Genomic DNA, 21644 nt, shown 5'->3' with positions numbered 1-21644 from the left:
CCAAATGACACGGCCCTCCTCACACAACCGTAAGCAGGGCCGATTTCATACCTTAGCCATCAGAAAAGGCCGACCTCTTTCGCCTCAGTGATGCGCCCCCATCGTTGTCCCCCCCACCCCATCCGGCAGCTCGATGCTCACGTTCTGCATCATCCCCTGATCCTCATGATCAAGAATGTGGCAGTGCAGCACGAACTCACCGATATAGCGCTGGTATCGAGTCCGCACATACAGGGTGTACATCCCGCTGCCATCGGTCTTGCCTTTGACGAACAGCGTGTCTTTCCACACCCCTTTCATACCGGCATATTGCGAGTCGTTCTTGTCCGTCTTGTCCACCGCACCCGGCTCACTGAGATCCACGCCATCCGGGCCGATGATTTTCTCGATCTGGAACGGGTTCACATGAATATGGAACGGATGACTGGCAAACGCCGATTGCAGGATCCAGGTTTGCGCATCACCCAGCTTCAGATGACGATCGACCACCCCCGGCTGGTAAGGCACGGCATTTTCCGCCGTAGTGCCCACGGCGAACTTGGTGTGGTTCGGGTCCTTGGTATCGATCAGGAACACCAGTTTCTGTTCACCCTTGATTTCGCTGTCGACAATGCTCGGGTGCGGAATGAACTTGTCAAAGCGCAGGTCTTTTTTCAGATCCGCCACCACCGTGGCCTTGATGTCCGCCGGCATGTTGCGTTCCGCCGCCGCCAGCAGTTCCTCAGTCAAGCGGGCCTTGGTGTTCGCCACTTTCTCCCCAGGGCCCACATCGACAAAGCCGAGCAATTGACGACCGTTGGCCTGCTGGCTGACCCCGCCTGAAGCCGTGGAAGGTTCATCCGTCACGCAGTAACGCCCAGGCTCGGGAAAGACGATCAGCAGATCGTTGCGATACCCCGGCTGCAGGGTGATGACCTGGCGGCTCTGGGCCTGTTCCATGGTCAGGCCGTCGGAGGCGATCACCTGGTATTCGACCGGCTGGCCGGTGCATTGCTCCTCGATGAAGTTGGCCGACGCCAGGGCCGCGATGCCCTTGTCACTGGCCGGCTTGGCGCTGTCCTTGAGTTTGCGGAACAGCGGCCGGATGGTGTCGCGAATCCCCGCGTGGACCAGGCGCCAGCGTTCAACCTCACCGGGCCGTGCATCGTCGAAGATCGGCTGCACCAGGCCGTTGACGCTGGTGTAGCGCCCCGAGTCGGACCAACTGGAAGGCTGCAACTGGTCGAACGACTCGACAACCCCCACCTCGCCCGGTTTGCAGGTCCAGTCCAGGGTCATCTTGTCCTTGCCATCCTTGTCCTTGACGATATTGCCGTCCTTGTCCCTCACCGGCTTGTAGCGGAATTTGTCGGCCGTGTCCCGGCATGCATAGGGGATTTGCTGGAACACCAGCAAGCGTTCCTTGAAAGACTTGCCATCAGCGCCTTTGAGCAGGGTGTCGATATCGCCGTTGGTGTCGGCCGTCGGCTTGCGATCGCCGTGGATGATCAGCGCACCGGCCATGCCGCTGGCGACCTGGATCGCGGTGGAACCATGGCGATGCGGGTGATACCAGAAGGTGCCCGCCGGGTGGTCGGCCGGGATGTTGTATTCGTACTGGAAGCTGACCCCGGGGTTGATCGACAGCAGCACGTTGTCGCTGTTACCGGTGGGGCTGACCCACAACCCGTGGGAATGCAGGTTGGTGCCGTTGAAGCAGTGCGGCACGTCCGGCCTGCTGTCGTGGGCGGTGCAGCTGGGGTCAGGCGGTAACTGGTTGTTGAGGCTGATGCGGACGGTGTCGCCCGGCGTCACGTCGATGGTGGGGGCGATAAAGGGTGCCTTGGGGTCGACACCGGTGCCGACGTAGCTACGCAACATCACCGGCACTTGCGCTCCCGTGGCCGGATCGAATATCTCGTTCTTGGTGTACTTGATGATCAGGTCCAACTGCCGCTCACGCCCGACATGGGGTTGGGGTGCCAAGGGCGTGGGAGTGGACTTGAGCATCAACGTGCCCTCCACCACCTTGGCCGTCGGTGCCTGCTGTTCCAGGGTCGGCGGGTTGTTGAACAGCCGGGAGGCTTCCACTGCCTGTGCCGTGGTGGCGGCCCCCATCACTCCCAGGGCCAGCAGCCCCAGAGCGTACGGATAACGGGACCTGTCCTTGCGCATTCCTGTCATGGTGTTTCTCCTGCGGAGCAACCGTGAACTTCGTGGTTTGGGCACAGGAAAGAGGCGGGGAGCAGGCGCAATGGCATAAGCATCCAACAGCTGCAATCCGTGCAGGCATAAAGCTAGTACCTTATCCACGGAACGCAATGTCTATTGGGGTTTGCGCGTGTTTTTTGCCTGAAACGTTATCGCGCCACGGGCGACGCAAAACCTTCGAATGCCTGCCGCAAGGCCTTGGCATATTCGCGGCTGCCAAGGGTCATGCTGTTGATATGGTTACCGCCCTTTATCAGCAGCAATTGTTTGGGCTGCGCGGCGGCTTCATACAGGGCCTGGCTGAAGCGCGAGGGGACATAGGGATCGTCGGTGCCATGGACGATCAGCACCGGGATATCGATCTGGTTGATCTTGTCGATGGAGTCGAATTTCTCCGAGAGAATCCAGCTGACCGGCAGCGAGGTCGGGATCGCCGCCCGGGCCGCATCGCCCAGGTCGGTAAAGGTCGACTCGATGATCAAGCCCGTGGCCTTGGGCGCCGCCTTGTCGCCGGCCAGACGTTCGGCGAGGTCCACCGCCACCGCGCCACCCAGGGAGTGGCCGTAGATATAACGTTTGTGGACATCGGGTTGCAGTTGCACCAGGCGCTTCCAGGCATTGTCCGCGTCCTGGTAGACGCTGCGTTCGGAAGGCAGGCTGCCGGGGCTGTCGCCAAAGCCGCGATAGTCGATGGCCAGTACCGAGAAACCCAGGTCGCGCAATTGGGTGATCCGCCCGACCTGCGCCGTCAGGTTCCAACGGGTGCCGTGCAGGTAGAGGATGGCCGGCGCATTCGCCCGGCTCGACGGCCACCACCAGGCATGCAGATAGTCGGAACCGGCCACCCCGTCGCTGATGGGAATCCGCAGCTCCCTGACCCCCGCCGGTACGCCGCTGAACCAGCTCGCCGTGCCTGGCTGGACATTGAACAGCAGCTCGCGCTCTTTATAAGCCAGCCGCGAACACCCATAAGGCAGCCCGACGGCAAGAAAAACCGCCAGCAACCCCAGGGACAACCAGCGGCGACGGGCGATAAAGGTTCTGAGGGTCATGGCGCCCGGGTCTCGCTTGCAAGGAATGCATTGGCTCACAAAGCCGACAGATTACTCGCAAGCGCGCGCACAAACAAAAACGCCCCGAACCAGTCGGGGCGTTTTTTTCAACCTGGGATCAGGTCGCTACAGCTATGTCGCTCGATCAGAACACGTTGATCGGGTAGTCGACGAACACACGTACTTCGTTACCGCCCACGTTGTACTCGCTGGATTTCTCCGAGACACGCAGGATCGAGCTACGCAGCTTCACGCTCAGGTCTTTCGCCGGGCCACTCTGGACCACGTATTTGACCTGGTTGAAGAACTCGCGCTCGGTACCACCGGTGCTGGTGGAGGTGGTGATGTTGTCGCCACGGACGTAGGCCACGTTGTAGGTCAGGCCCGGAACGCCGAAGGTGGCGAAGTCCAGACCGTAGCCCACCTGCCAGGAACGCTCGTCAGCAGCGTTGAAGTCCGACCAGTAGGAGTTCGCCAGGTTGATGGTGTTGCCACCGTCGCCAACGCGACCCTGACCTTGCTGGTAACCGCCGTACGGGTAGCCCAGCACGCTCGAACCGGTGCTGCTCTGGTGGGCGATGGTGAACGAGTGAGCGCCGAGGGCGTAGGTAGCGGCCAGGCTCCAGATCTTGTTGTCGCGACCTTGAGCGTTCTGCTCTGCGGCGTAGCCACGGTCCAGCTGGGTGCGGTAGCCGTTGAAGTCCAGGGTCAGGGACTGGTCCGACGCGATCGGGAACACGTAGTTCAGGTTCAGGTACTGCTTCTTCAGCACTTCGTCGACGTCGGAAGCGTACAAGGCTGCCTTGAACTGATCGGTGAACTGGTAGCTACCACCCAGGATGTCGATGCCTTTCAGGCCGCCGCTGTCACGACCTTCGGCGCTTTTACGCGATTCGGCGGTGAAGTGACCGGCATTCAGTTCCAGGCCTTTGATCTCTTTGGAGGTGATCAAGGTACCGGTGTAGCTTTCCGACAGCAGGCGGGAGTTGTCGTAGTTCAGCAGCGGCAGAGCCGGCATCTGGTCACCGTAGGTCAGCACGGTGTTGGACAGACGGAATTTCACCGCGGCGCCGCCCTGAGCCAGGTCTTTGGCCGGGTTGCCGTTGTTGTCCTGCTTGAAGAAGTCGATACCTTGCGCACCGGTCTCACCGCGACCGCCGTCCAGACGCACAGCGTACTGGCCGAAAGCATCAACACCCACACCTACGGTGCCTTGGGTGAAGCCGGACTTGAAAGTAGCGATGGCCGCTTGGCCCCATTCGATCTTGTCGTCGGCGCCGCTTTTGTAATCGCGGTTGATGTAGGCGTTACGCAGCAGGACGTTCAGGTGGCTGTCGTCAACGAAACCCTTGGAGTCCGATTGGTCACTGGCCATGGCCTGGGTAGCGCCGAGGATGCTCAATGCGAGCAGGCCGATCCGTTTGTTCAACATGTTTTATTCCTTAATCTCTGGATGAAACGCCCTGCGGCTTCGAGCTGAAATGTTGTGTTGATGCTTCACGCAAAAACAAAAAGACCCGCCTGCAATGAATGCAGCGGGCCTTTTATTATTTTAAGTGTATGGCGTATAGCCACAGGCGTAGAGCGAATCCTATCCGCGACACGAGTATTGTGTCAATTTCGTGAAACACCTGAGAATAGAAGGGATTAGCGAGACAACCTCGAAAAAAGGCATATCCGCCACCGACTGCCCTTTATCTCCGGGCGACGTCGCTTTCCCCTCACGACCTCGCCTTCTTCAGGACGAACACCCCTCCAGGCCACAGGATGGCCCCGTGGCGGCCGGGGTGGTGGGCGCCAGCGATTGACTGAGCCAGGCGACGAACGCGTCGGGTTTGCCCAGGTAAGGACCGATATCGATCAGGCTGAAACGCCCCTCCTGCTCCAGCGCCAGGGTCGGAAAACCCTGGCCGCCGACCCGGGACAACAAGGCACGGCTTTGCTTGAAATGTTCCGCCGCCACCGCATCGCTGTTCCGCTCAAAAGCGGCCTTGAACGCTTGCGCTTCAAAGCCCAGTTCGGCGGCCAACGCCAGCAGGACCTCCACATCGGCCAGGCGCTGCCCCTCGACGTAGTGCGCGGTCTGCTGGCGGCCCAGCATCTCCAGCCCGCGCCCTTGCAGTTGTTCAGCAGCGAGGACCGCACGGGTCGGCGGTGTGGAATCGAAGATCGCCGACGAGTCACGCAGCAACCCCTCGAAATAGCCCTGGCCAAACGGTTGGCCGGTGTACTCGGCAATCCGCCGGTCGTGGGGCATGACGTAGTCGCGCAGGTTAGAGGAGACGAACTGGCGGTTGTTACCAGCCATCATGCCGCCGCCATGCAAGGCCACGGGCAACACCTGACTGGCGGCCTGGATCAGCGGTTTGGCGCCGTAGCACCAACCGCACAAGGGATCGTAGATGTAGTGAAGGACGCTCGTGGCAGCCATGGAGATCTCCCGAAGGTATCAATGAGTTCGATACCTTCAGACTAGTCGCTGGCGGCCCATCGAAAAACGCCGGAATGACTCCTGGTTTATTGCGCAAACCGGTCGAATCAACCGACCCGCCCCCCAGGGAACAGCCATAAAAAAACGCCGCTGCCCGGATCGCTCCGGCCAGCGGCGTTTTTCTGCAAAGTCCTTTTAACCCTGTAAAACCCCGAGCAAGACCTCCAATTCAGCATCGCTGAACAAGCCTGCGGGGTAACGGTCGGTAATCATCCGACGAGGATCCTGAGCACGGGTGGTACGCGTTCCATTGCTTTTCAACCACTGAGCCAGGACTTGAAGCGACTCGCTCGTCACCGACAGAGGGTGCGAAACCCGCTCACTGGCTACGTTCATCTCAGCGCTCTCCTGGTTCATGAGCGGCTAACTTACTTAAGGTTTATGACAGAACGTTGAATTGTAGAAAACGCTCCGTCATATAAACCAAGCTGATACAAGAGCTATGCCAAAGTGCCAGTTCAGCAGTCGGAAAACCAAAAAAAACCCGCAGTCTGTAAGGGCTGCGGGTTTGACAGGGGGTCGCTTAACGGTGATTGAAAAGTGCCATCATTTGTAGCAATGCATCTTTTGTTACAACTTCACTCAACCTTTGTGTGGCGCAGGTTGTTGTTGTGTAAGGCAATGGATATTTCCGCCCCCCAGTAACAACTCACGCCCTGGCACCATCACCACCTCGTGTTGTGGAAACAGGTTCTGCAGGATTTCCTTGGCCACGCTGTCCTGCGGGTCATCGAAGCTCGGCGCGATGATGCCGCCGTTGACGATCAGGAAGTTCACGTAGGAGCCGGCCAGGCGTACCGAGGGGTTACGCTCCTGGCTGCCCGCCACCGCGTCCACTCCGACGCATTCCTCTTCAGTGGCATACAGCGGCCCCGGAATCGGCATTTTGTGCACTGTAAAGGGGCGACCCTTGGCATCACGGCTGCTTTCCAGCACCTTCATGGCCGCCTGGCAGCGTGGGTAGTTGGGGTTTTGCGGATCGTCGGTCCAGGCCAGCAACACCTCACCCGGGCGCACGTAGCAGCAGAAGTTATCCACATGGCCGTCGGTTTCGTCGTTGAACAGGCCGTCCGGCAGCCAGATCACCTTGTCCACCGCCAGGTGCTCGGCAAGCACCTGCTCGATGGCTTCGCGGGTCAGGTGCGGGTTGCGGTTGCGATTGAGCAGGCATTCCTCGGTGGTGATCACCGTGCCTTCGCCGTCGACATGGATCGAGCCGCCTTCGAGCACGAAGCCTTCGGTCTGGTAACGCGGGCAGCGCTCGATTTCGAGGATCTTGCCGGCTACCTGTTCGTCGCGGTTCCACGGCGCATAGAGGCCGCCGTCGAAACCGCCCCAGGCATTGAAGCCCCAGTTGACGCCGCGCACTTCACCCTGGTCGTTGATGACAAAGGTCGGGCCGCTGTCACGGACCCAGGCGTCGTCGCTGGACATTTCCACCAGACGGATATTCGGCACGTCGAGGCGCGCCCGGGCGTTTTCATACTGAGCGGCGGACACCGCCACCGTCACCGGTTCGAAACGCGCAATGGCCCGGGCCACGGCGGCATGGGCGGCCTGCGCCGGCTTGCCGCCCAGGCGCCAGTTGTCCGGGCGCTCGGGCCAGATCATCCAGGCCTGGGTTTGTGGCGCCCATTCGGCGGGCATATGGAAGCCGTCGGCGCGTGGTGTGCTGTTCAAAGTGGTCATGGCGATCAGGACTCCAGGGATCCGTCGAGGGTTTTCAGTGCGCCGTACAGGTTCGGTCGGCGGTCGCGGAACGAGCCCCAGGCACTGCGTGTGTGTTCCAGTTCATCAAGGTCGAAGCTGTGGACCAGGATGCCTTCTTCGGTTTCGTTGAGTTCCTCGACCTTCTCGCCGAATTGATTGGCGATGAACGAGGAGCCGTAGAAGGTGATGTCGTAGCCGTCCTGCTCTTCGTTGCCGATGCGGTTGCTGGCGATCAGCGGCATCAGGTTGGCGCCGGCATGGCCTTGTTGCACGCGCTGCCAGTGATCGCGCGAAGAGATGCTCTTGTCGTGCGGCTCGCTGCCGATGGCGGTCGGGTAGAAGAGGATCTCCGCGCCTTGCAGGGCCATGCTGCGGGCGCACTCGGGGAACCACTGGTCCCAGCAGATGCCCACGCCGATCTTCGCGTAGCGGGTGTCCCACACTTTGAAACCGGTGTCGCCCGGATTGAAGTAGTACTTCTCGTGGTAGCCAGGGCCGTCCGGGATATGGCTTTTCCGATAAACCCCGAGGTTGCTGCCATCGGCGTCGATGATCGCGATGCTGTTGAAGCGCGCACGGCCGGCCAGTTCGAAGAAGCTGATGGGCAGCACCACTTGCAGTTCTTTGGCAACCTTCTGGAAGTGCTTGATGGCGATGTTGTCTTCCACCGGGGTCGCCAGTTGCAGGTAGTCCGGGTTCGGCTTCTGGCAGAAGTACGGGGTTTCGAACAGTTCCTGGATCAGGATGATCTGCGCACCCTTGGCGGCCGCTTCGCGCACCAGTTTTTCGGCGGTTTCGAGATTGGCTTCGAGATCCCAGGAACAGGCCATCTGGGTGGCGGCAACGGTAACGATACGACTCATGGATCATCTCCTGGGCGAATGCGGTGGGCGATTCTAGGCATCGACCGATGACAGATTGAGAATAGCCGGGCGTGATGGGTCCGGCCTAGGTGATGGCGACTTTATAGCCGATAAAAATCGGCTTTTAAAGATAAAAAATTAAAAACAGATGTATCTGATGTTATTTTTACCGATAAGAATCGAGATTTACCTTGACTGATCTATCGCTATCGCCGGCAAGCCGGCGATGCTTTTTACAGGCCTTCGTCGAGCACCTTGGACAGCATGTCGACAAAGAAATCCACGCTACGACGACTGGTACACATCGGCGGCTTGATCTTGAGGATGTTGAGGTAGTCGCCGGTGGGTTGCATGAAGATCCCCAGTTCACGCAGGCGATCGCACAACAGCGCAGTCTCTTCGGTCGCCGGCTCCAGGGTTTCGCGATTGCGGATCAGCTCCGCGCCGAGGTAGAAACCGGAACCGTGCACCGCGCCCACCAGCGGATAACGGTCGATCAGTGCTTCCAGGCGCTCCTTGAAATAGCCGCCCACCACCTGGGCGTTTTCCCAGAGTTTTTCCTCGGCCATCACGTCGAGCACGGCGATGCCGATCCGGCAACTGACCGGGCTGCCGCCGGAAGACGAGAAGAAATAACCCTCGGCCTCCAGCGCCTCGGCGATCTCCCGGCGGGTGATCACCGCACCCAGGGGCTGGCCGTTGCCCATGCCCTTGGCCATGGTGATGATATCCGGCACCACGCCCTGCTCCTCGAAACCCCAGAAGAACTTGCCCATGCGTCCGTAGCCGACCTGCACCTCATCGGCGATACACACGCCGCCCTGGGCCCGGACCAGCGCATAGACCTGCTGCAAGTAACCCGGCGGCAACGAGATACCGCCGGCATTGCCATACACTGGCTCGCAGATAAAGCCCGCCAACTGGCGATTTTCTTCCGCCAGCCTGGCCAGGTTGTGTTCCACGCTGCGCACGTAGTCCGGCGCACTGGCGCTGCCGCGGAACGCCCCACGATAGGTGTTGGGCGCGGTCACCGGATGCACCCAGTCCGGGCGGCTGCTCAGGGCCTTGGGATTGTCGGCGATGGAAGTGGACACCGCATCCGCCGCCACCGACCAGCCGTGGTAGGCCTCCAGCACGCTGAGCATGTCGCGTCCGCCGCTGTAGGCCCAGGCCAGGCGAATCGCCAGGTCGTTGGCCTCGGTGCCGCTGTTGACCAGGAACACCCGGTCCATTGAGTCCGGCGCCAGGGCCAGCAGTCGTTCGGAGAACTCGGTCACGGCGGCGTAGTGGAAGCGCGAGTTGGTATTGAGCAGCGACCACTGCCGCGCCGCCTCGGCGGCCATGCGCGGATGACCGTGGCCCAGCACGGCGACGTTGTTGAGCATGTCCAGGTAGGAACGGCCCTGCATGTCGATCAGGTGGTTGCGCCAGCCGCGCTCGATGCGCGGCGGGTCGACGTAGTAGTGCTTTTGTGTGCGGGCGAAACTGGCGTCCCGGCGGGCCAGCAGGTCCGCCGAGTCCAGCTCGGGCTCGGCATCGCAGGCCAGTCCCAGCAAGGTCGCCGGCGACGGGCACAGCGCCTGCCAGGCGGCGGCCCGCGACGGTGTACAAAACAACGGTGGGGTGAGATCGGCGTGGCGGCACAGTTGCACCCGCAGAGCACCGCCGGCCTCGCCCAGTACCTGGCCCTTGACCACGGCGGCACCGGACCTGAGGGACGCCTTGACTCCCCACAGCCGCACGCTCAGTTGCGCGCTGGCCAATAGCAGGGCGCCATCGGCCATGATCCGCAGGGTCCCGGCAAATGGCGACTCCACGGTGGTGCCGCCCGGTACCTGCAAGTCCACATGCAAGGGAAAGGTGTCCGGCTCGCTGGCGCTGTCGGGCCGGGTGCGCGACAGGCGATATTGTCCGTAGCGACTGGCCGCCAGGCCATGGGCCGCAGCCGCCTCGGCCAGCAAGCGTTCGTCGATGCCGCTCTGCTCCCAGTTTCCCGCCTCGAAATGCGGGCTGAGCACGCCCAGGTCGATCAAGGCGAACTCGCGGCCCACCAGCTCGGGCAGCAAGGGCGCGAAACCTTCGCCGGCAACCGGCGCCAGGCGCTCTTCGACGGCCGTCAGGATCGCGGCCTCCATCAGTTCAAATGGCACCGAGGTCGCCACCTGGAAGATTTCCCACTCGTGGGCCAGGTTATCGCGACTGTAGGTGTTGCCCGGGTCGATGCCGACCTGCTGTTCGCCGCTGAGCACCAGCACCGCCGCCCGCGCCACGATCAACGGCCAGAGTGCGAGCAGTTCTTCGCGTTGCAATGGGTTGACCGCGTGATAGGCCTGGAGCGCCGGCAGAATCACAAAGGGGTCGCCTTCGGCATGGTGCAGCAGCGCCGCGCAGGTCACCGACAGGTCGGCGATGCGCCAGGTCCGGACCAGATCGCCGAAGTCGATCACGCCCTGCAGTTGCCAGTGGCGCTGGGCATCACGGCGCCAGACCACGTTGTCGTCAGTGATATCCAGATGAATGGCCTGGACCGGCAAGGCCTCGACCAGAGGCTGCAGGCGGTGCCGGGCCTGTGCGGCGGCGTCACGAACCCGCGTTTGCTGATCCGTATCCTTAAGCACCAGCAGCAGGTGCTCGATCAATGCGGCAGCATGCTGGGGATCCCATTGCAGGGTGCGCGTCAGGCCCGGGTGCTGGAAGTCGGCCAGGGCCAGGTCCATTTGCCCGCAGAGTTGCCCCAGGCCCACCACCAGGTCACGGCCCAGATGCTTGAGATGGGTCAGCGACTGGCCTTCGATATACTCCAGCAATCGCACGTGCACAGGCTGGCCGTCCAGCACCAGGGACAGCAGGTCCTGGCCGTTGCGCGCGGCAATCACCCGCGGCACCCGCAAGCCGGCGCGCCCCTCCAGGTGAGCCAGGCCGGCATGCTGGGCCTGTAATTCCAGCGTGGCGTAGTCGCCATGGCAGATTTTCAGGACAAAACAGCCTTGGTCGCTGTCGACACGGTAATTGACGTCCTGTTGGCTACCCAGTGCCCGCAGCGTTCCAGAAAGGCCATAGTGCTCCTCAAGCAGGTTCAGCGCCTGCTGCGCCGAGACATTCGGGCTGGGCAGGCTGGCGCGGTGAATCAACGTGGTGAGCAACATGGAACAACTCCCTGAAGTTTTTATTGGCTGCCTATATCGCCATTGGTGCCGCCAAGACGCAAGTACGGCACTAAAGCCAGCCGTCTGAAGATGGATACATCGCCATGACACTTGCACCGCTGAACGCCTGCCCACAAGCTATGCTCCATCCAGCTTGAGTCTGCTTAAGGAAGAAGGCACACCGATATGCGAATTCTAGTCACCGGCGGCGCCGGTTTTATTGGCTCGGCCCTGATCCGGCACCTGATCCGCCACACCGGGCACGAGGTCCTTAACCTGGACAAGCTCACCTACGCCGGCAACCTGGAATCACTGAGCAGCATCGCCACGGACAGTCGCTATGAGTTCGTCCAGGCCGATATCGTCGACCAGGCCACCGTCAGCGCGGTGCTGGCGCGCTTCGAACCCCATGCCATCATGCACCTGGCAGCCGAATCCCACGTCGACCGCTCCATCGACGGCCCGTCGGACTTTATCCAGACCAATATCGTCGGCACCTACAGCCTGCTGGAAGCCGCCCGTGGCTACTGGTCGAAACTGCCCGAACCCGAGAAAAGCGCGTTCCGCTTCCACCATATTTCCACCGACGAAGTGTATGGCGACCTGCATGGCGTCGATGACCTGTTCACCGAGACCACCCCGTACGCCCCCAGCTCGCCGTACTCCGCGAGCAAGGCGGCGTCCGATCACCTGGTCCGCGCCTGGCACCGCACCTATGGCCTGCCGGTGCTGCTGACCAACTGCTCGAACAACTACGGCCCGTTCCACTTCCCGGAAAAGCTGATCCCGCTGGTGATCCTCAACGCCCTGGCCGGCAAGCCGCTGCCGGTATATGGCGACGGTCTGCAAGTGCGCGACTGGCTGTATGTCGAAGACCACGCCCGCGCCCTGTTCAAGGTAGTGACCGACGGCGTGGTGGGCGAGACCTACAATATCGGCGGCCATAACGAGCAGAAGAATATCGATGTGGTACGCGGGATCTGCGGCCTGCTGGAAGAGCTGGCGCCGACGCGCCCGGCCGGCGTGGAAAAATTCGCCGACCTGATCACCTTCGTCAAGGATCGCCCGGGCCACGACCTGCGCTATGCCATCGACGCCGGCAAGATCGAGCGCGAGCTGGGCTGGACCCCTGAGGAAACCTTCGAAAGCGGTCTGCGCAAGACCGTGCAGTGGTATCTGGAGAACCTGGAATGGTGCCGTCGCGTCCAGGATGGTAGCTATCAAGGAGAGCGCCTCGGCGCGCTTGACCATAAGGAACTCTTGGCATGATGAAAGGCATTGTCCTCGCGGGTGGCTCTGGCACCCGACTGCACCCGATTACCCTCGGCGTTTCCAAGCAGTTGCTGCCGATCTACGACAAACCGATGATCTACTACCCGATCTCGGTGCTGATGCTGGCCGGTATCCGCGAAATCCTGGTGATTTCCACGCCCCAGGATCTGCCGCAGTACCGCAACCTGCTGGGCGACGGCAGCCAGTTCGGGGTGCACCTGAGCTACGCCGAGCAACCGTCTCCGGACGGTCTGGCCCAGGCGTTCCTGATCGGGGAAGACTTTATCGGCGACGATCCGGTGTGCCTGATCCTGGGCGACAACATCTTCCACGGCCAGCATTTTGGCGACCAGTTGAAACACGCCGCGCGCCGGCCGAGCGGTGCGACGGTCTTCGGCTACTGGGTCAAGGACCCGGAACGCTTCGGTGTGATCGATTTCGACAGCGAAGGTCGTGCCCTTTCCATCGAGGAAAAACCGGCCCAGCCGAAGTCCAGCTATGCGGTCACCGGCCTGTATTTCTATGACAACGACGTCATCAAGGTGGCCAAGGCGGTCAAGCCTTCGCCTCGCGGCGAGCTGGAAATCACCGACGTCAACAACGCCTACCTCAAGCGCGGCGACCTGCATGTCGAACGCTTCGGGCGCGGCTTTGCCTGGCTCGATACCGGCACCCACGACAGCCTGCTGGAAGCCTCGCAGTACGTGCAGACCATCGAGCATCGCCAGGGCCTGAAAGTCGCCTGCCTGGAAGAGATCGCCTACCAGAACGGCTGGATCGACCGTGAGTATCTGCTGGAGCGGGCCAAATACTTCGGCAAGACCGGTTATGGGCAATACCTGTATACCGTCGCGGGAGAACACCGATGAAAGCAACGCCGACCCGTCTGCCGGGGGTGCTGATCCTCGAACCCAAGGTCTTTGGCGACGAGCGCGGTTTTTTCTATGAAAGCTTCAATGCCCGGACGTTCCAGGACGCGACGGGACTCGACGTTTCGTTCGTCCAGGACAACCATTCGCGCTCGCAGCAAGGGGTCCTGCGCGGCCTGCATTACCAGTTGGAAAACACCCAGGGCAAGCTGGTGCGGGTGATTGCCGGCGAAGTACTGGATGTGGCCGTGGACATTCGCCGCAGCTCACCCCATTTCGGCCAGTGGGTGGCGGTGCGCCTGTCCGCCGAAAACAACCGCCAACTGTGGATACCCGAGGGGTTCGCCCACGGCTTCGTGGTCCTCAGCGAGTCCGCCGAGTTCCTCTACAAGACCACCGACTACTACACCCCCAGCGCCGAACGCTGCATTCGCTGGGACGATCCAAGCCTGGCCATCGACTGGGAGTTCGCCGGTGTCCCCCAGCTGTCGGCCAAGGACCTGAACGGTAAAACCCTGCACGAGGCCGACTTGTTCGAATGAGTACTTCAGCCCTGAAAATCCTTATCAGCGGCCAGCACGGCCAAGTCTCCCGCGCACTGCAACAGCGGCTCGCCGATCTGGGCGAACTGATTGTCCTGGGCCGCGACCAGCTCGACCTGGCGCACCCGGAGCAGATTCGCCAACAGGTCCGCGCCCTGCGCCCCGACCTGATCATCAACGCGGCGGCCTACACCGCCGTCGACCAGGCCGAAAGCGAACCCGACCTGGCATTCGCCATCAACGCCACGGCGCCGGGCATCTTCGCCCAGGAAGCCGCCCACCTGGGCGTGCCGCTGATCCATTATTCCACCGACTATGTGTTCGACGGCAGCAAGGAAGAACCCTACACCGAAGACGACCCGACCCACCCGTTGAGCGTCTACGGCGACAGCAAGCTGACCGGCGAACGGGCCATCGCCGCAGCCCGGGGCCAGCACCTGATCCTGCGCACCAGTTGGGTCTACTCCAATCACGGGCGCAATTTCCTGTTGACCATGCAACGGTTGTTGCAGGAAAAGCCGGAGCTGCGCATCGTCGCCGACCAGATCGGCGCGCCGACCTGGGCCGGCACCATCGCCAACAGCACCCGGGCCCTGATCGAACGCTGGCAGGCCGGCCACGCCGGGGCCTGGGGCACCTATCACCTGACCGCCAGCGGTGAAACCTCCTGGTTCGGTTTTGCCCAGGCCATCGGCGAGCAACTGCTGGCCCTGAACAAGCCCTGCGCCCTGATCGAAGCCATCCCCTCCAGCGCCTACCCGACGCCTGCCCGCCGGCCGCTGAACTCGCGCCTGGATTGCAGCCGCCTGTTGCGCGAATGGCAGGTTGCCCAGCCCGACTGGCACACCGCATTACGCGAGTGTCTTGCAGAGCAGGGCTAGGGCACGCAATCAATAAAGGACGGATCGCGTTGGAGCTGTGGTCGTGCCAGGCAAGGCGCGGGACGCAGGAGATGCTTGCCGCCCCTCCAAGTCCCGCAACGCAGCCTGGCGCGACCACAGTTTCAACCCGCAGGGCCTAAGCCCCCACCCGAAATCACGTGAGTCACGCCGCTATTGAAGGGGCGACGGCGCGACCGTCATTTATTGATTGCGTGCCCTACCCCATAATGCGTCGGACTCTACCGGCGCATTCTCTTCATGATCACGAGCCCCACCCTTCCCCGCAGACCCCGCTGGCGCAGCCTCGCCCTGCTGTTCCTGTGCCTGGCGCCGCTGCTGTGGCCGCTGGAGCACCTGGCCGAGCGCTACTACCGCAACGAACTGGTCAGCCAGAACCGCCAGACCCTCGACCTCTATGTCGCCAACCTGCTGGGTACCCTGCACCGCTATGAGGTCCTGCCGCAAATCCTCGGCGACCTGCCGGCCCTGCGCGACGCCCTGGCAGAGCCGGACCAGAGCCTGCGCCTGACCAATGCCAACAACCTGTTGGAGAGTATCTGCGCCCAGACCGGCGCCGAAGTGATGTACCTGATGGACACCAACGGCAAGACCCTGGCGGCCTCCAACTGGGACAAACACGACAGCTTCGTCAATCGCAACTTCGCCTTCCGCCCCTACTTCACCGAAGCCATGGCCGGGCGCCTGGGGCGTTTCTTCGGTCTCGGCACCACGTCGGGCAAACGCGGCTACTTCTTTGCCGCGGCCGTGCATGAAGGGCAAAAGATCATCGGCGTGCTGGTGGTCAAGGTTGATCTGGACCGCACCGAAAGCCTCTGGGGCAGGACCCCGGAGCAGTTGATGATGACCGACCATAACGGCGTGGTCATTCTCACCTCGCACTCCGAATGGCGCTTCCGCTCGACCCGCGTGCTCAGCGAACAGGAACGCGATGCGATCACCGCCGTGCAACCTTACCCGACCCGCAATCCCCAGCCCTTGAACATCAACCCCGATGCCTGGCTGACCCAGACCCAGCAGATCGAGGAAACCGGCTGGAACGTGAGCATTCTCGCGCCGCGGACCCTGGTCGACCGTCCGGTGCGCACCGTCGTCGCGGTCGGCGGCGCAACCCTGCTGGTGCTGATGCTGCTGCTCGGCCTGATGATGCAACGGCGCCGCCATTACCTGGAGCGGATCGCCTTCGAGGCCAAGGCCCGGCGCGAGCTGGAAATGCGCGTGGCCGAACGGACCAGCGACCTGGAAGGACTCAACCGCCGTCTCAAACAGGAAGTGCTGGAGCGCGAACACGCCCAGCAGGAACTGGTGCGCGCCCAGGATGACCTGGTCCAGGCGGGCAAGCTTTCGGCCCTGGGCACCATGTCGGCGAGTATCAGCCACGAACTCAACCAGCCGCTGGCGGCGATCCGCAGCTACGCGGAAAACGCCGAAGTGCTGCTCGACCACCAACGCACCGACGACGCCCGCGGCAACCTCAAGCTGATCAGCGAACTGACCGGGCGCATGGCCTCGATCATCGCCCACCTGCGCGCCTTCGCCCGCCGCGACCGACATGCCCCGGAAAGCGTGGCCCTGCAGCCGGCCCTGGACGACGCCCTGGCCTTGCTGGCCAAGCGCCGGCGGGCCATGGAAGTCGAACTGATCCGCGACCTGCCGGCGGCGGCCCTGTGGGTCCAGGCCGGCGAAACCCGGCTACGCCAGGTGCTCGGTAATCTGCTGGCCAACGCCCTCGATGCCCTGACTGAGAAGGGCCCGCCGCGTAAGCTCTGGCTGAGTGCGCAATCTTCCGAACAGGGCGTCAGCCTGACGATTCGCGACAATGGCCCGGGCTTCTGCCTGGAAGCCCTGGACCGCGCCGGCGAGCCGTTCTACACCACCAAGACGCGGACCCAAGGCCTGGGCCTGGGGCTGGCGATCTGCGATTCGCTGATGCGCGCCTTCGGTGGCGAGTTACTGTTTGCCAACCACCGCGACGGCGGCGCCTTGATCACCCTGCGGATGCGCGCCGGCGCGCCCGGGGTCAGCTTGCAACCACCCGAGGACTCGAGTGTATGAAAATCGACCACCAGATCCAGGTGGTGCTGATCGACGACGATCCCCACCTGCGCCAGGCCCTGAGCCAGACCCTGGACCTGGCCGGCCTGAAGATCCTGCCGCTGGCCGAAGCCCAGGGCCTGGCCGCGCAGATCGAGCGCGACTGGCCAGGCGTGATCGTCAGCGACATCCGCATGCCGGGCATGGATGGCCTGGAGCTGCTCAAGGAGCTGCATGACCAGGACCCGGAACTGCCGGTGCTGCTGATCACCGGTCACGGCGATGTGCCCCTGGCCGTAGAGGCCATGCGGGCCGGCGCCTATGACTTCCTCGAGAAGCCCTTCGCCAGCGACGCTTTGCTCGACAGCGTACGCCGGGCCCTGGCCTGGCGCCGCCTGGTACTGGACAACCGCAGCCTGCGCCTGGCGTTGAGTGACCGCCAGGAACTCAGTGCGCGACTGGTCGGGCACTCGCCGCTGATGCTGCGCCTGCGCGAACAGATCGGCGCCCTGGCGGCGACCCGCGCCGATGTGTTGATCCTCGGCGAGACCGGCGCCGGCAAGGAGGTCGTGGCGCGGGCGCTGCACGACCTGTCGAACCGCCGCAACGGTCCCTTTGTGGCGATCAACGCCGGGGCCCTGGCCGAGTCGGTGGTGGAAAGCGAGCTCTTCGGCCATGAACCGGGGGCCTTTACCGGGGCGCAGAAACGCCGGATCGGCAAGTTCGAATTCGCCAATGGCGGCACCCTGTTCCTCGATGAAATCGAAAGCATGAGCCTGGACGTACAGGTCAAGCTGCTGCGGCTGTTGCAGGAGCGGGTGGTCGAACGCCTCGGCGGCAACCAGCAGATCCCCCTGGATATCCGCGTGATCGCCGCCACCAAGGAAGACCTGCGCCAGGCGGCAGACCAGGGGCGCTTCCGGGCTGACCTGTACTACCGCCTGAATGTCGCGCCGCTGCGGATTCCGCCCCTGCGCGAACGCGGTGAAGACGCGCTGATACTGTTCCAGCACTTTGCCGACGAAGCCAGCGCGCGCCACGGCCTGCCGCCCCATACCCTGCAACCGGCGCAACGCGGCCTGCTGTTGCGGCATACCTGGCCGGGCAATGTCCGCGAACTGCAAAATGCCGCGGAGCGCTTCGCCCTGGGCCTGGAACTGGCCCTGGACAACACGCCGGAAAATCTCGATACGAACATTGCCGGGCACCCGGGCGGCAACTTGAGCGAGCAGGTGGAGCACTTCGAGAAATCCCTGATCGCCGCCGAACTGGCGCGCGCTCACGGCTCGCTGCGCAGCCTGGCCGAAGCCTTGGGTATTCCGCGCAAGACCCTGCACGACAAGCTGCGCAAACACGGTTTGAGCTTCGACAGCGTCGGCACCGCCGCCAGCGACGAACTCGAATGAATCACCGCCAAGAGGTCAGTGCATGAACCGCGACAGTCGTTACCTGGAATCCGTTCTCCATCACGATATTCCGCTTACCCGCGACATGAAGCTGAAGGTCCTGGATTGGCAGGCCGGGCAGTTGCGCCTGCACCTGCCGCTGGAACCCAACGTCAACCACAAGAGCACCATGTTCGGCGGCAGTCTCTATTGCGGCGCGGTGCTGGCCGGCTGGGGCTGGTTGCACCTGAGCCTGCGCGAGGCCGGCATCGAGGATGGGCATATCGTGATCCAGGAGGGGCAGATCGGTTATCCACTGCCGGTGACGGGGGATGCCCAGGCGATCTGTGATGCGCCGCAGGAAAAGGTCTGGAAGAAATTCCTCGCAACCTACCAGCGGTATGGACGGGCGCGGTTGACGCTTGAGACGCGGGTGGTGAATGAGGGCAGTGAGGACGCGGCGGTGCGCTTCAGCGGGCAGTACGTGCTGCACCGCTGAGGAGTGCGGCGGTGTCCGTGTAGACGGCGCAAGGCTGCGAGGCCTCTTCGCGGGCAAGCCTGCTCCCACAGGGTTCGGCGCTGCTTTCAGCTACGCAACAAGTCCGGCAACTGCCCACGCCACTGCGCCTTGGCCGGCAACGCCAGGAAAAACGGATTGAGCAATGATTCGCGCGGCGGATAGCTGAAGCGTTCGCCGCTCAACTCCAGCACCTCGCCGCCCGCGCCTTCCAGCACGCCCTGGGCCGCCGCCGTATCCCACTGCGAAGTCGGCGCCAGGCGCGGATAAAAGTCCGCCGCGCCTTCAGCCAGCAGGCAGAACTTCAACGAACTGCCGATATTCGCCAACGCCAGTTCCCCCAAGCTACTGCTCAGCCCCGCCAACAATTTTTCCTGCTCCGGGCTCGAATGCCGGCGACTGGCAACCACGGTAAACGCCTCGCCCGCCGCCGGCACGTCACGTACCCGGATCGGCAGCGGCGCCGCGTCGGCGTCCGCACGCCAGGCGCCCAGGCCGGCACCGCCGAAATAGCAGCGACCATTGGTCGGCATCGACACCACGCCAAACACCACCCGGCCCTGCTCGATCAGGGCAATGTTCACCGTGAACTCTTCGCTACCGGCGATAAACTCCTTGGTGCCGTCCAACGGGTCCACCAGCCACCAGCGCTGCCAGCCGGCCCGTACGGCCAGGGCGATATCGGCGTCCTCTTCGGACAGCACCGGGATGCTTGGGTCCAGCGCCGTCAACCCATCGAGAATCAGGTGATGGGCAGCGATATCGGCGGCGGTCACCGGCGAGGCATCGGCCTTGTCCATGACCTGCACATTCGCCCGCCAGAACGGCAGGATCACCTCGCCGGCGCGGCGCGCCAGGTCGATCACCGGGGCCAGGTAGGGGTGCGGCAGATTCGAAAAAAACTCACTCACGATTGAAAAACTCCACGCTGGGTCAACAGGTCTCGCGCCAGGTACAACGCCGCCAGGGCCCGCCCCTCGCTGAACTGCGGGTTCTGCACCAGGGCGGACAACTCACGCAGATTGACGCGCTCGACCCGCATCGGCTCCGGCTCGTCGCCTTCCAGGCGCTCTTCATACAGGTCGGTGGCCAGGACCACCTGGATCTTCTGGCTCATATAACCGGGCGACAAGGACAGCTCGGTCAGGTGCTCCAGTTGCCGCGCGCCATAACCGGCTTCTTCCTTGAGTTCACGCTCGGCCGCCGCCAGCACGTCCTCGCCCGGCTCGATCAGGCCCTTGGGCAGGGACAGCTCGTACTCGTCGGTGCCGCCGCAATACTCCTCCACCAGCAGGGCATGCTCGGCATCGATCATCGCCACGATCATCACCGCCCCGTAACCGGCGCCTCGGCCGACCAGGCGCTCATAGGTCCGCTCAACGCCATTGGAAAAGCGCAGTTGCACTTCTTCGACACGGAACAAACGGCTGCTGGCGATGATTTCGCGGGCGAGGACGGTGGGTTTCTGGCGCATGGGGCGGCTCCTGGGCGTGAACGGGTTACTATACCGTGGCTTTTCCGATTGTCTGTGTCGGATATCCTTTACCGTTCGAGAAGTTTCCCATGCCCTCATTGCCCTGGCGCGACATCGACACCGTTCTGCTGGATATGGACGGCACCCTGCTGGACCTGCACTACGACAACCATTTCTGGATGGAGCACCTGCCCCAGCGGTATGCCGATCTGCATGGTGTCAGCCGGGAACGGGCCGAGCAGGAGCTGACGCCGTTGTTCAGGGACCATGCCGGCCAGTTGAAGTGGTACTGCCTGGACTTCTGGAGCGCCGAGTTGAAGCTGCCGGTGCGTGAGTTGAAGCTGGAGACGGCCCATCTGATTGCGCTGCGCCCGGATGCCGATACCTTCCTGGCAGCCATCCGTCGGGCTGGCAAGCGGGTCATCCTGATTACCAACGCCCACCGCGATTCCTTGTCATTGAAGCTGGAGCGCATCGAACTGGCGCCGTATTTCGAGCGTTTGATCAGTTCCCATGACTACGGTTTCGCCAAGGAAGACCCGCAGTTCTGGGACGCCTTGCAGGCCGATATCGACTTCGACCCGGCCCGCAGCCTGTTTATCGACGACACCTTGCCGATCCTGCGCAGCGCCCGGCGCTTCGGCGTGGCGCACTTGCTCGCGGTCAGCGAGCCGGACAGCCGTAAGGGCCCCAAGGACACCGAGGAATTCAACGCCGTAGGTGATTACCGGACCTTGATCGAAGGCCTGGAATAAGCAAGTTCGAAGCCAGGCGCGCTAGAATCCCCGGCTGTACAGCCCGCGGAGCGACGATGGACATCAAACAGCTGAAATTCCTGATTGCCCTGGACGAGACCCGACACTTCAGCCACTGCCACATCACTCAGCCGACGCTGTCCATGCGCCTGCGCAGCCTGGAAGAAGAACTCGACCTGCAACTGGTCAACCGCGGCCAGCGTTTCGAAGGTTTCACCGCCCCTGGCGAACGGGTCCTGGCCTGGGCTCGTACCGTGCTGGCGGCCTACGACGGCCTGCAGGCCGAAGCCGCCGCCTGTCGCGGCAATCTGGTCGGTACCCTGCGCCTGCAACCCATCGCCGAAGCCCGGACCCTGGCACGCCTCGGCCTGATCATGCGCCGGGGAGCACCACGCTCGGCCTTGGCGGAAGCCTGTTTCGCCCTCCACCAACGATCATCGAACAA

At 62.8% G+C, this 21644-nt stretch carries 18 protein-coding genes and 1 pseudogene; 9 read left to right on the top strand and 10 right to left on the bottom strand.

The window, feature by feature from the left end; all coding sequences use genetic code 11:
* Positions 1-84: 84 nt before the first annotated feature.
* The 8 genes from HX830_RS30545 to HX830_RS30515 form a co-directional block, all read right to left on the bottom strand.
* Positions 85-2163, bottom strand: a complete 2079-nt coding sequence (locus tag HX830_RS30545) for a multicopper oxidase family protein (protein ID WP_177104459.1) — start codon at positions 2161-2163, stop codon at positions 85-87.
* 176 nt (positions 2164-2339) lie between these two features.
* Positions 2340-3242: an alpha/beta hydrolase gene (locus HX830_RS30540; protein ID WP_152741639.1), complete on the bottom strand. Its 903-nt coding sequence runs from the start codon at positions 3240-3242 to the stop codon at positions 2340-2342.
* A gap of 145 nt (positions 3243-3387) precedes the next feature.
* The gene (locus HX830_RS30535) at positions 3388-4674 is read right to left on the bottom strand and encodes an OprD family porin (protein ID WP_177104447.1); all 1287 of its coding nucleotides are present in this window, start codon (positions 4672-4674) and stop codon (positions 3388-3390) included.
* A gap of 306 nt (positions 4675-4980) precedes the next feature.
* Positions 4981-5673 (bottom strand): DsbA family protein, encoded by a 693-nt coding sequence (locus HX830_RS30530; RefSeq protein ID WP_152741641.1) that lies wholly within the window; start codon positions 5671-5673, stop codon positions 4981-4983.
* A gap of 195 nt (positions 5674-5868) precedes the next feature.
* Positions 5869-6069: a hypothetical protein gene (locus HX830_RS32270; RefSeq protein ID WP_103495408.1), complete on the bottom strand. Its 201-nt coding sequence runs from the start codon at positions 6067-6069 to the stop codon at positions 5869-5871.
* Between the two features lie 246 nt (positions 6070-6315).
* Complete coding sequence (gene aguA, locus HX830_RS30525) at positions 6316-7422, bottom strand: agmatine deiminase (RefSeq protein WP_177104445.1); 1107 nt, start codon at positions 7420-7422, stop codon at positions 6316-6318.
* A 5-nt stretch (positions 7423-7427) separates the two neighbouring features.
* Positions 7428-8306, bottom strand: a complete 879-nt coding sequence (gene aguB / locus HX830_RS30520; protein ID WP_177104443.1) for an N-carbamoylputrescine amidase — start codon at positions 8304-8306, stop codon at positions 7428-7430.
* 233 nt (positions 8307-8539) lie between these two features.
* Positions 8540-11452 (bottom strand): aminotransferase, encoded by a 2913-nt coding sequence (locus tag HX830_RS30515; RefSeq protein ID WP_177104441.1) that lies wholly within the window; start codon positions 11450-11452, stop codon positions 8540-8542.
* A 186-nt stretch (positions 11453-11638) separates the two neighbouring features.
* Between HX830_RS30515 and rfbB the strand changes: the two genes are divergently transcribed.
* From rfbB to HX830_RS30480, 7 genes are all read left to right on the top strand, one after another.
* On the top strand, positions 11639-12721 hold the full coding sequence (gene rfbB, locus HX830_RS30510) for a dTDP-glucose 4,6-dehydratase (protein ID WP_177104439.1): 1083 nt from the start codon (positions 11639-11641) through the stop codon (positions 12719-12721).
* A complete protein-coding gene (gene rfbA, locus HX830_RS30505) occupies positions 12718-13593 on the top strand; it encodes a glucose-1-phosphate thymidylyltransferase RfbA (protein WP_177104437.1) in 876 nt (291 codons plus the stop codon). The genes rfbB and rfbA overlap by 4 nt, the downstream gene beginning before the upstream one ends.
* Complete coding sequence (gene rfbC, locus HX830_RS30500; RefSeq protein ID WP_177104435.1) at positions 13590-14135, top strand: dTDP-4-dehydrorhamnose 3,5-epimerase; 546 nt, start codon at positions 13590-13592, stop codon at positions 14133-14135. Before rfbA ends, rfbC begins: the two co-directional genes overlap by 4 nt.
* Positions 14132-15016 carry a dTDP-4-dehydrorhamnose reductase gene (gene rfbD / locus HX830_RS30495; protein WP_103495415.1) on the top strand — a complete coding sequence of 295 codons (885 nt, stop codon included), beginning with the start codon at positions 14132-14134 and terminating at the stop codon, positions 15014-15016. Before rfbC ends, rfbD begins: the two co-directional genes overlap by 4 nt.
* Before the next feature lie 258 nt (positions 15017-15274).
* Positions 15275-17089 (top strand): sensor histidine kinase, encoded by a 1815-nt coding sequence (locus HX830_RS30490; protein WP_103495416.1) that lies wholly within the window; start codon positions 15275-15277, stop codon positions 17087-17089.
* Entirely contained in the window at positions 17086-18474 is a 1389-nt protein-coding gene (locus HX830_RS30485) for a sigma-54-dependent transcriptional regulator (protein ID WP_152741645.1), read from the top strand. Before HX830_RS30490 ends, HX830_RS30485 begins: the two co-directional genes overlap by 4 nt.
* A 22-nt stretch (positions 18475-18496) precedes the next feature.
* Positions 18497-18952, top strand: a complete 456-nt coding sequence (locus HX830_RS30480) for a YiiD C-terminal domain-containing protein (RefSeq protein WP_103495418.1) — start codon at positions 18497-18499, stop codon at positions 18950-18952.
* 86 nt (positions 18953-19038) lie between these two features.
* On the opposite strand, the gene cysQ is transcribed toward HX830_RS30480, so the two are convergent.
* The gene (gene cysQ / locus HX830_RS30475; protein WP_177104433.1) at positions 19039-19881 is read right to left on the bottom strand and encodes a 3'(2'),5'-bisphosphate nucleotidase CysQ; all 843 of its coding nucleotides are present in this window, start codon (positions 19879-19881) and stop codon (positions 19039-19041) included.
* A complete protein-coding gene (gene nudE, locus HX830_RS30470; protein WP_177104431.1) occupies positions 19878-20444 on the bottom strand; it encodes an ADP compounds hydrolase NudE in 567 nt (188 codons plus the stop codon). The genes cysQ and nudE overlap by 4 nt, the downstream gene beginning before the upstream one ends.
* Positions 20445-20533: 89 nt before the next feature.
* Between nudE and yrfG the strand changes: the two genes are divergently transcribed.
* Both yrfG and HX830_RS30460 read left to right on the top strand, forming a co-directional pair.
* A complete protein-coding gene (gene yrfG / locus HX830_RS30465; RefSeq protein WP_177104429.1) occupies positions 20534-21199 on the top strand; it encodes a GMP/IMP nucleotidase in 666 nt (221 codons plus the stop codon).
* A 56-nt stretch (positions 21200-21255) separates the two neighbouring features.
* Positions 21256-21528 (top strand): annotated as a pseudogene (locus HX830_RS30460) (LysR family transcriptional regulator); the annotation flags it as partial.
* Between the last annotated feature and the right edge of the window lie 116 nt (positions 21529-21644).

The sequence above is a fragment of the Pseudomonas gingeri genome (assembly GCF_013385425.1).
Lineage (GTDB): Bacteria > Pseudomonadota > Gammaproteobacteria > Pseudomonadales > Pseudomonadaceae > Aquipseudomonas > Aquipseudomonas gingeri_D.
The sequence above is the reverse complement of the archived record's forward strand: the minus strand, read 5'-3'. Positions and strand labels throughout refer to the sequence as shown.

What these genes read in the sequence shown, in the direction of transcription:
- HX830_RS30545 (WP_177104459.1), bottom strand. Translation starts at nt 2,163, where the DNA reads ATGACAGGAATGCGCAAGGACAGGTCCCGTTATCCGTACGCTCTGGGG.
- HX830_RS30540 (WP_152741639.1), bottom strand. Translation starts at nt 3,242, where the DNA reads ATGACCCTCAGAACCTTTATCGCCCGTCGCCGCTGGTTGTCCCTGGGG.
- HX830_RS30535 (WP_177104447.1), bottom strand. Translation starts at nt 4,674, where the DNA reads ATGTTGAACAAACGGATCGGCCTGCTCGCATTGAGCATCCTCGGCGCT.
- HX830_RS30530 (WP_152741641.1), bottom strand. Translation starts at nt 5,673, where the DNA reads ATGGCTGCCACGAGCGTCCTTCACTACATCTACGATCCCTTGTGCGGT.
- HX830_RS32270 (WP_103495408.1), bottom strand. Translation starts at nt 6,069, where the DNA reads ATGAACGTAGCCAGTGAGCGGGTTTCGCACCCTCTGTCGGTGACGAGC.
- aguA (WP_177104445.1), bottom strand. Translation starts at nt 7,422, where the DNA reads ATGACCACTTTGAACAGCACACCACGCGCCGACGGCTTCCATATGCCC.
- aguB (WP_177104443.1), bottom strand. Translation starts at nt 8,306, where the DNA reads ATGAGTCGTATCGTTACCGTTGCCGCCACCCAGATGGCCTGTTCCTGG.
- HX830_RS30515 (WP_177104441.1), bottom strand. Translation starts at nt 11,452, where the DNA reads ATGTTGCTCACCACGTTGATTCACCGCGCCAGCCTGCCCAGCCCGAAT.
- rfbB (WP_177104439.1), top strand. Translation starts at nt 11,639, where the DNA reads ATGCGAATTCTAGTCACCGGCGGCGCCGGTTTTATTGGCTCGGCCCTG.
- rfbA (WP_177104437.1), top strand. Translation starts at nt 12,718, where the DNA reads ATGATGAAAGGCATTGTCCTCGCGGGTGGCTCTGGCACCCGACTGCAC.
- rfbC (WP_177104435.1), top strand. Translation starts at nt 13,590, where the DNA reads ATGAAAGCAACGCCGACCCGTCTGCCGGGGGTGCTGATCCTCGAACCC.
- rfbD (WP_103495415.1), top strand. Translation starts at nt 14,132, where the DNA reads ATGAGTACTTCAGCCCTGAAAATCCTTATCAGCGGCCAGCACGGCCAA.
- HX830_RS30490 (WP_103495416.1), top strand. Translation starts at nt 15,275, where the DNA reads ATGATCACGAGCCCCACCCTTCCCCGCAGACCCCGCTGGCGCAGCCTC.
- HX830_RS30485 (WP_152741645.1), top strand. Translation starts at nt 17,086, where the DNA reads ATGAAAATCGACCACCAGATCCAGGTGGTGCTGATCGACGACGATCCC.
- HX830_RS30480 (WP_103495418.1), top strand. Translation starts at nt 18,497, where the DNA reads ATGAACCGCGACAGTCGTTACCTGGAATCCGTTCTCCATCACGATATT.
- nudE (WP_177104431.1), bottom strand. Translation starts at nt 20,444, where the DNA reads ATGCGCCAGAAACCCACCGTCCTCGCCCGCGAAATCATCGCCAGCAGC.
- yrfG (WP_177104429.1), top strand. Translation starts at nt 20,534, where the DNA reads ATGCCCTCATTGCCCTGGCGCGACATCGACACCGTTCTGCTGGATATG.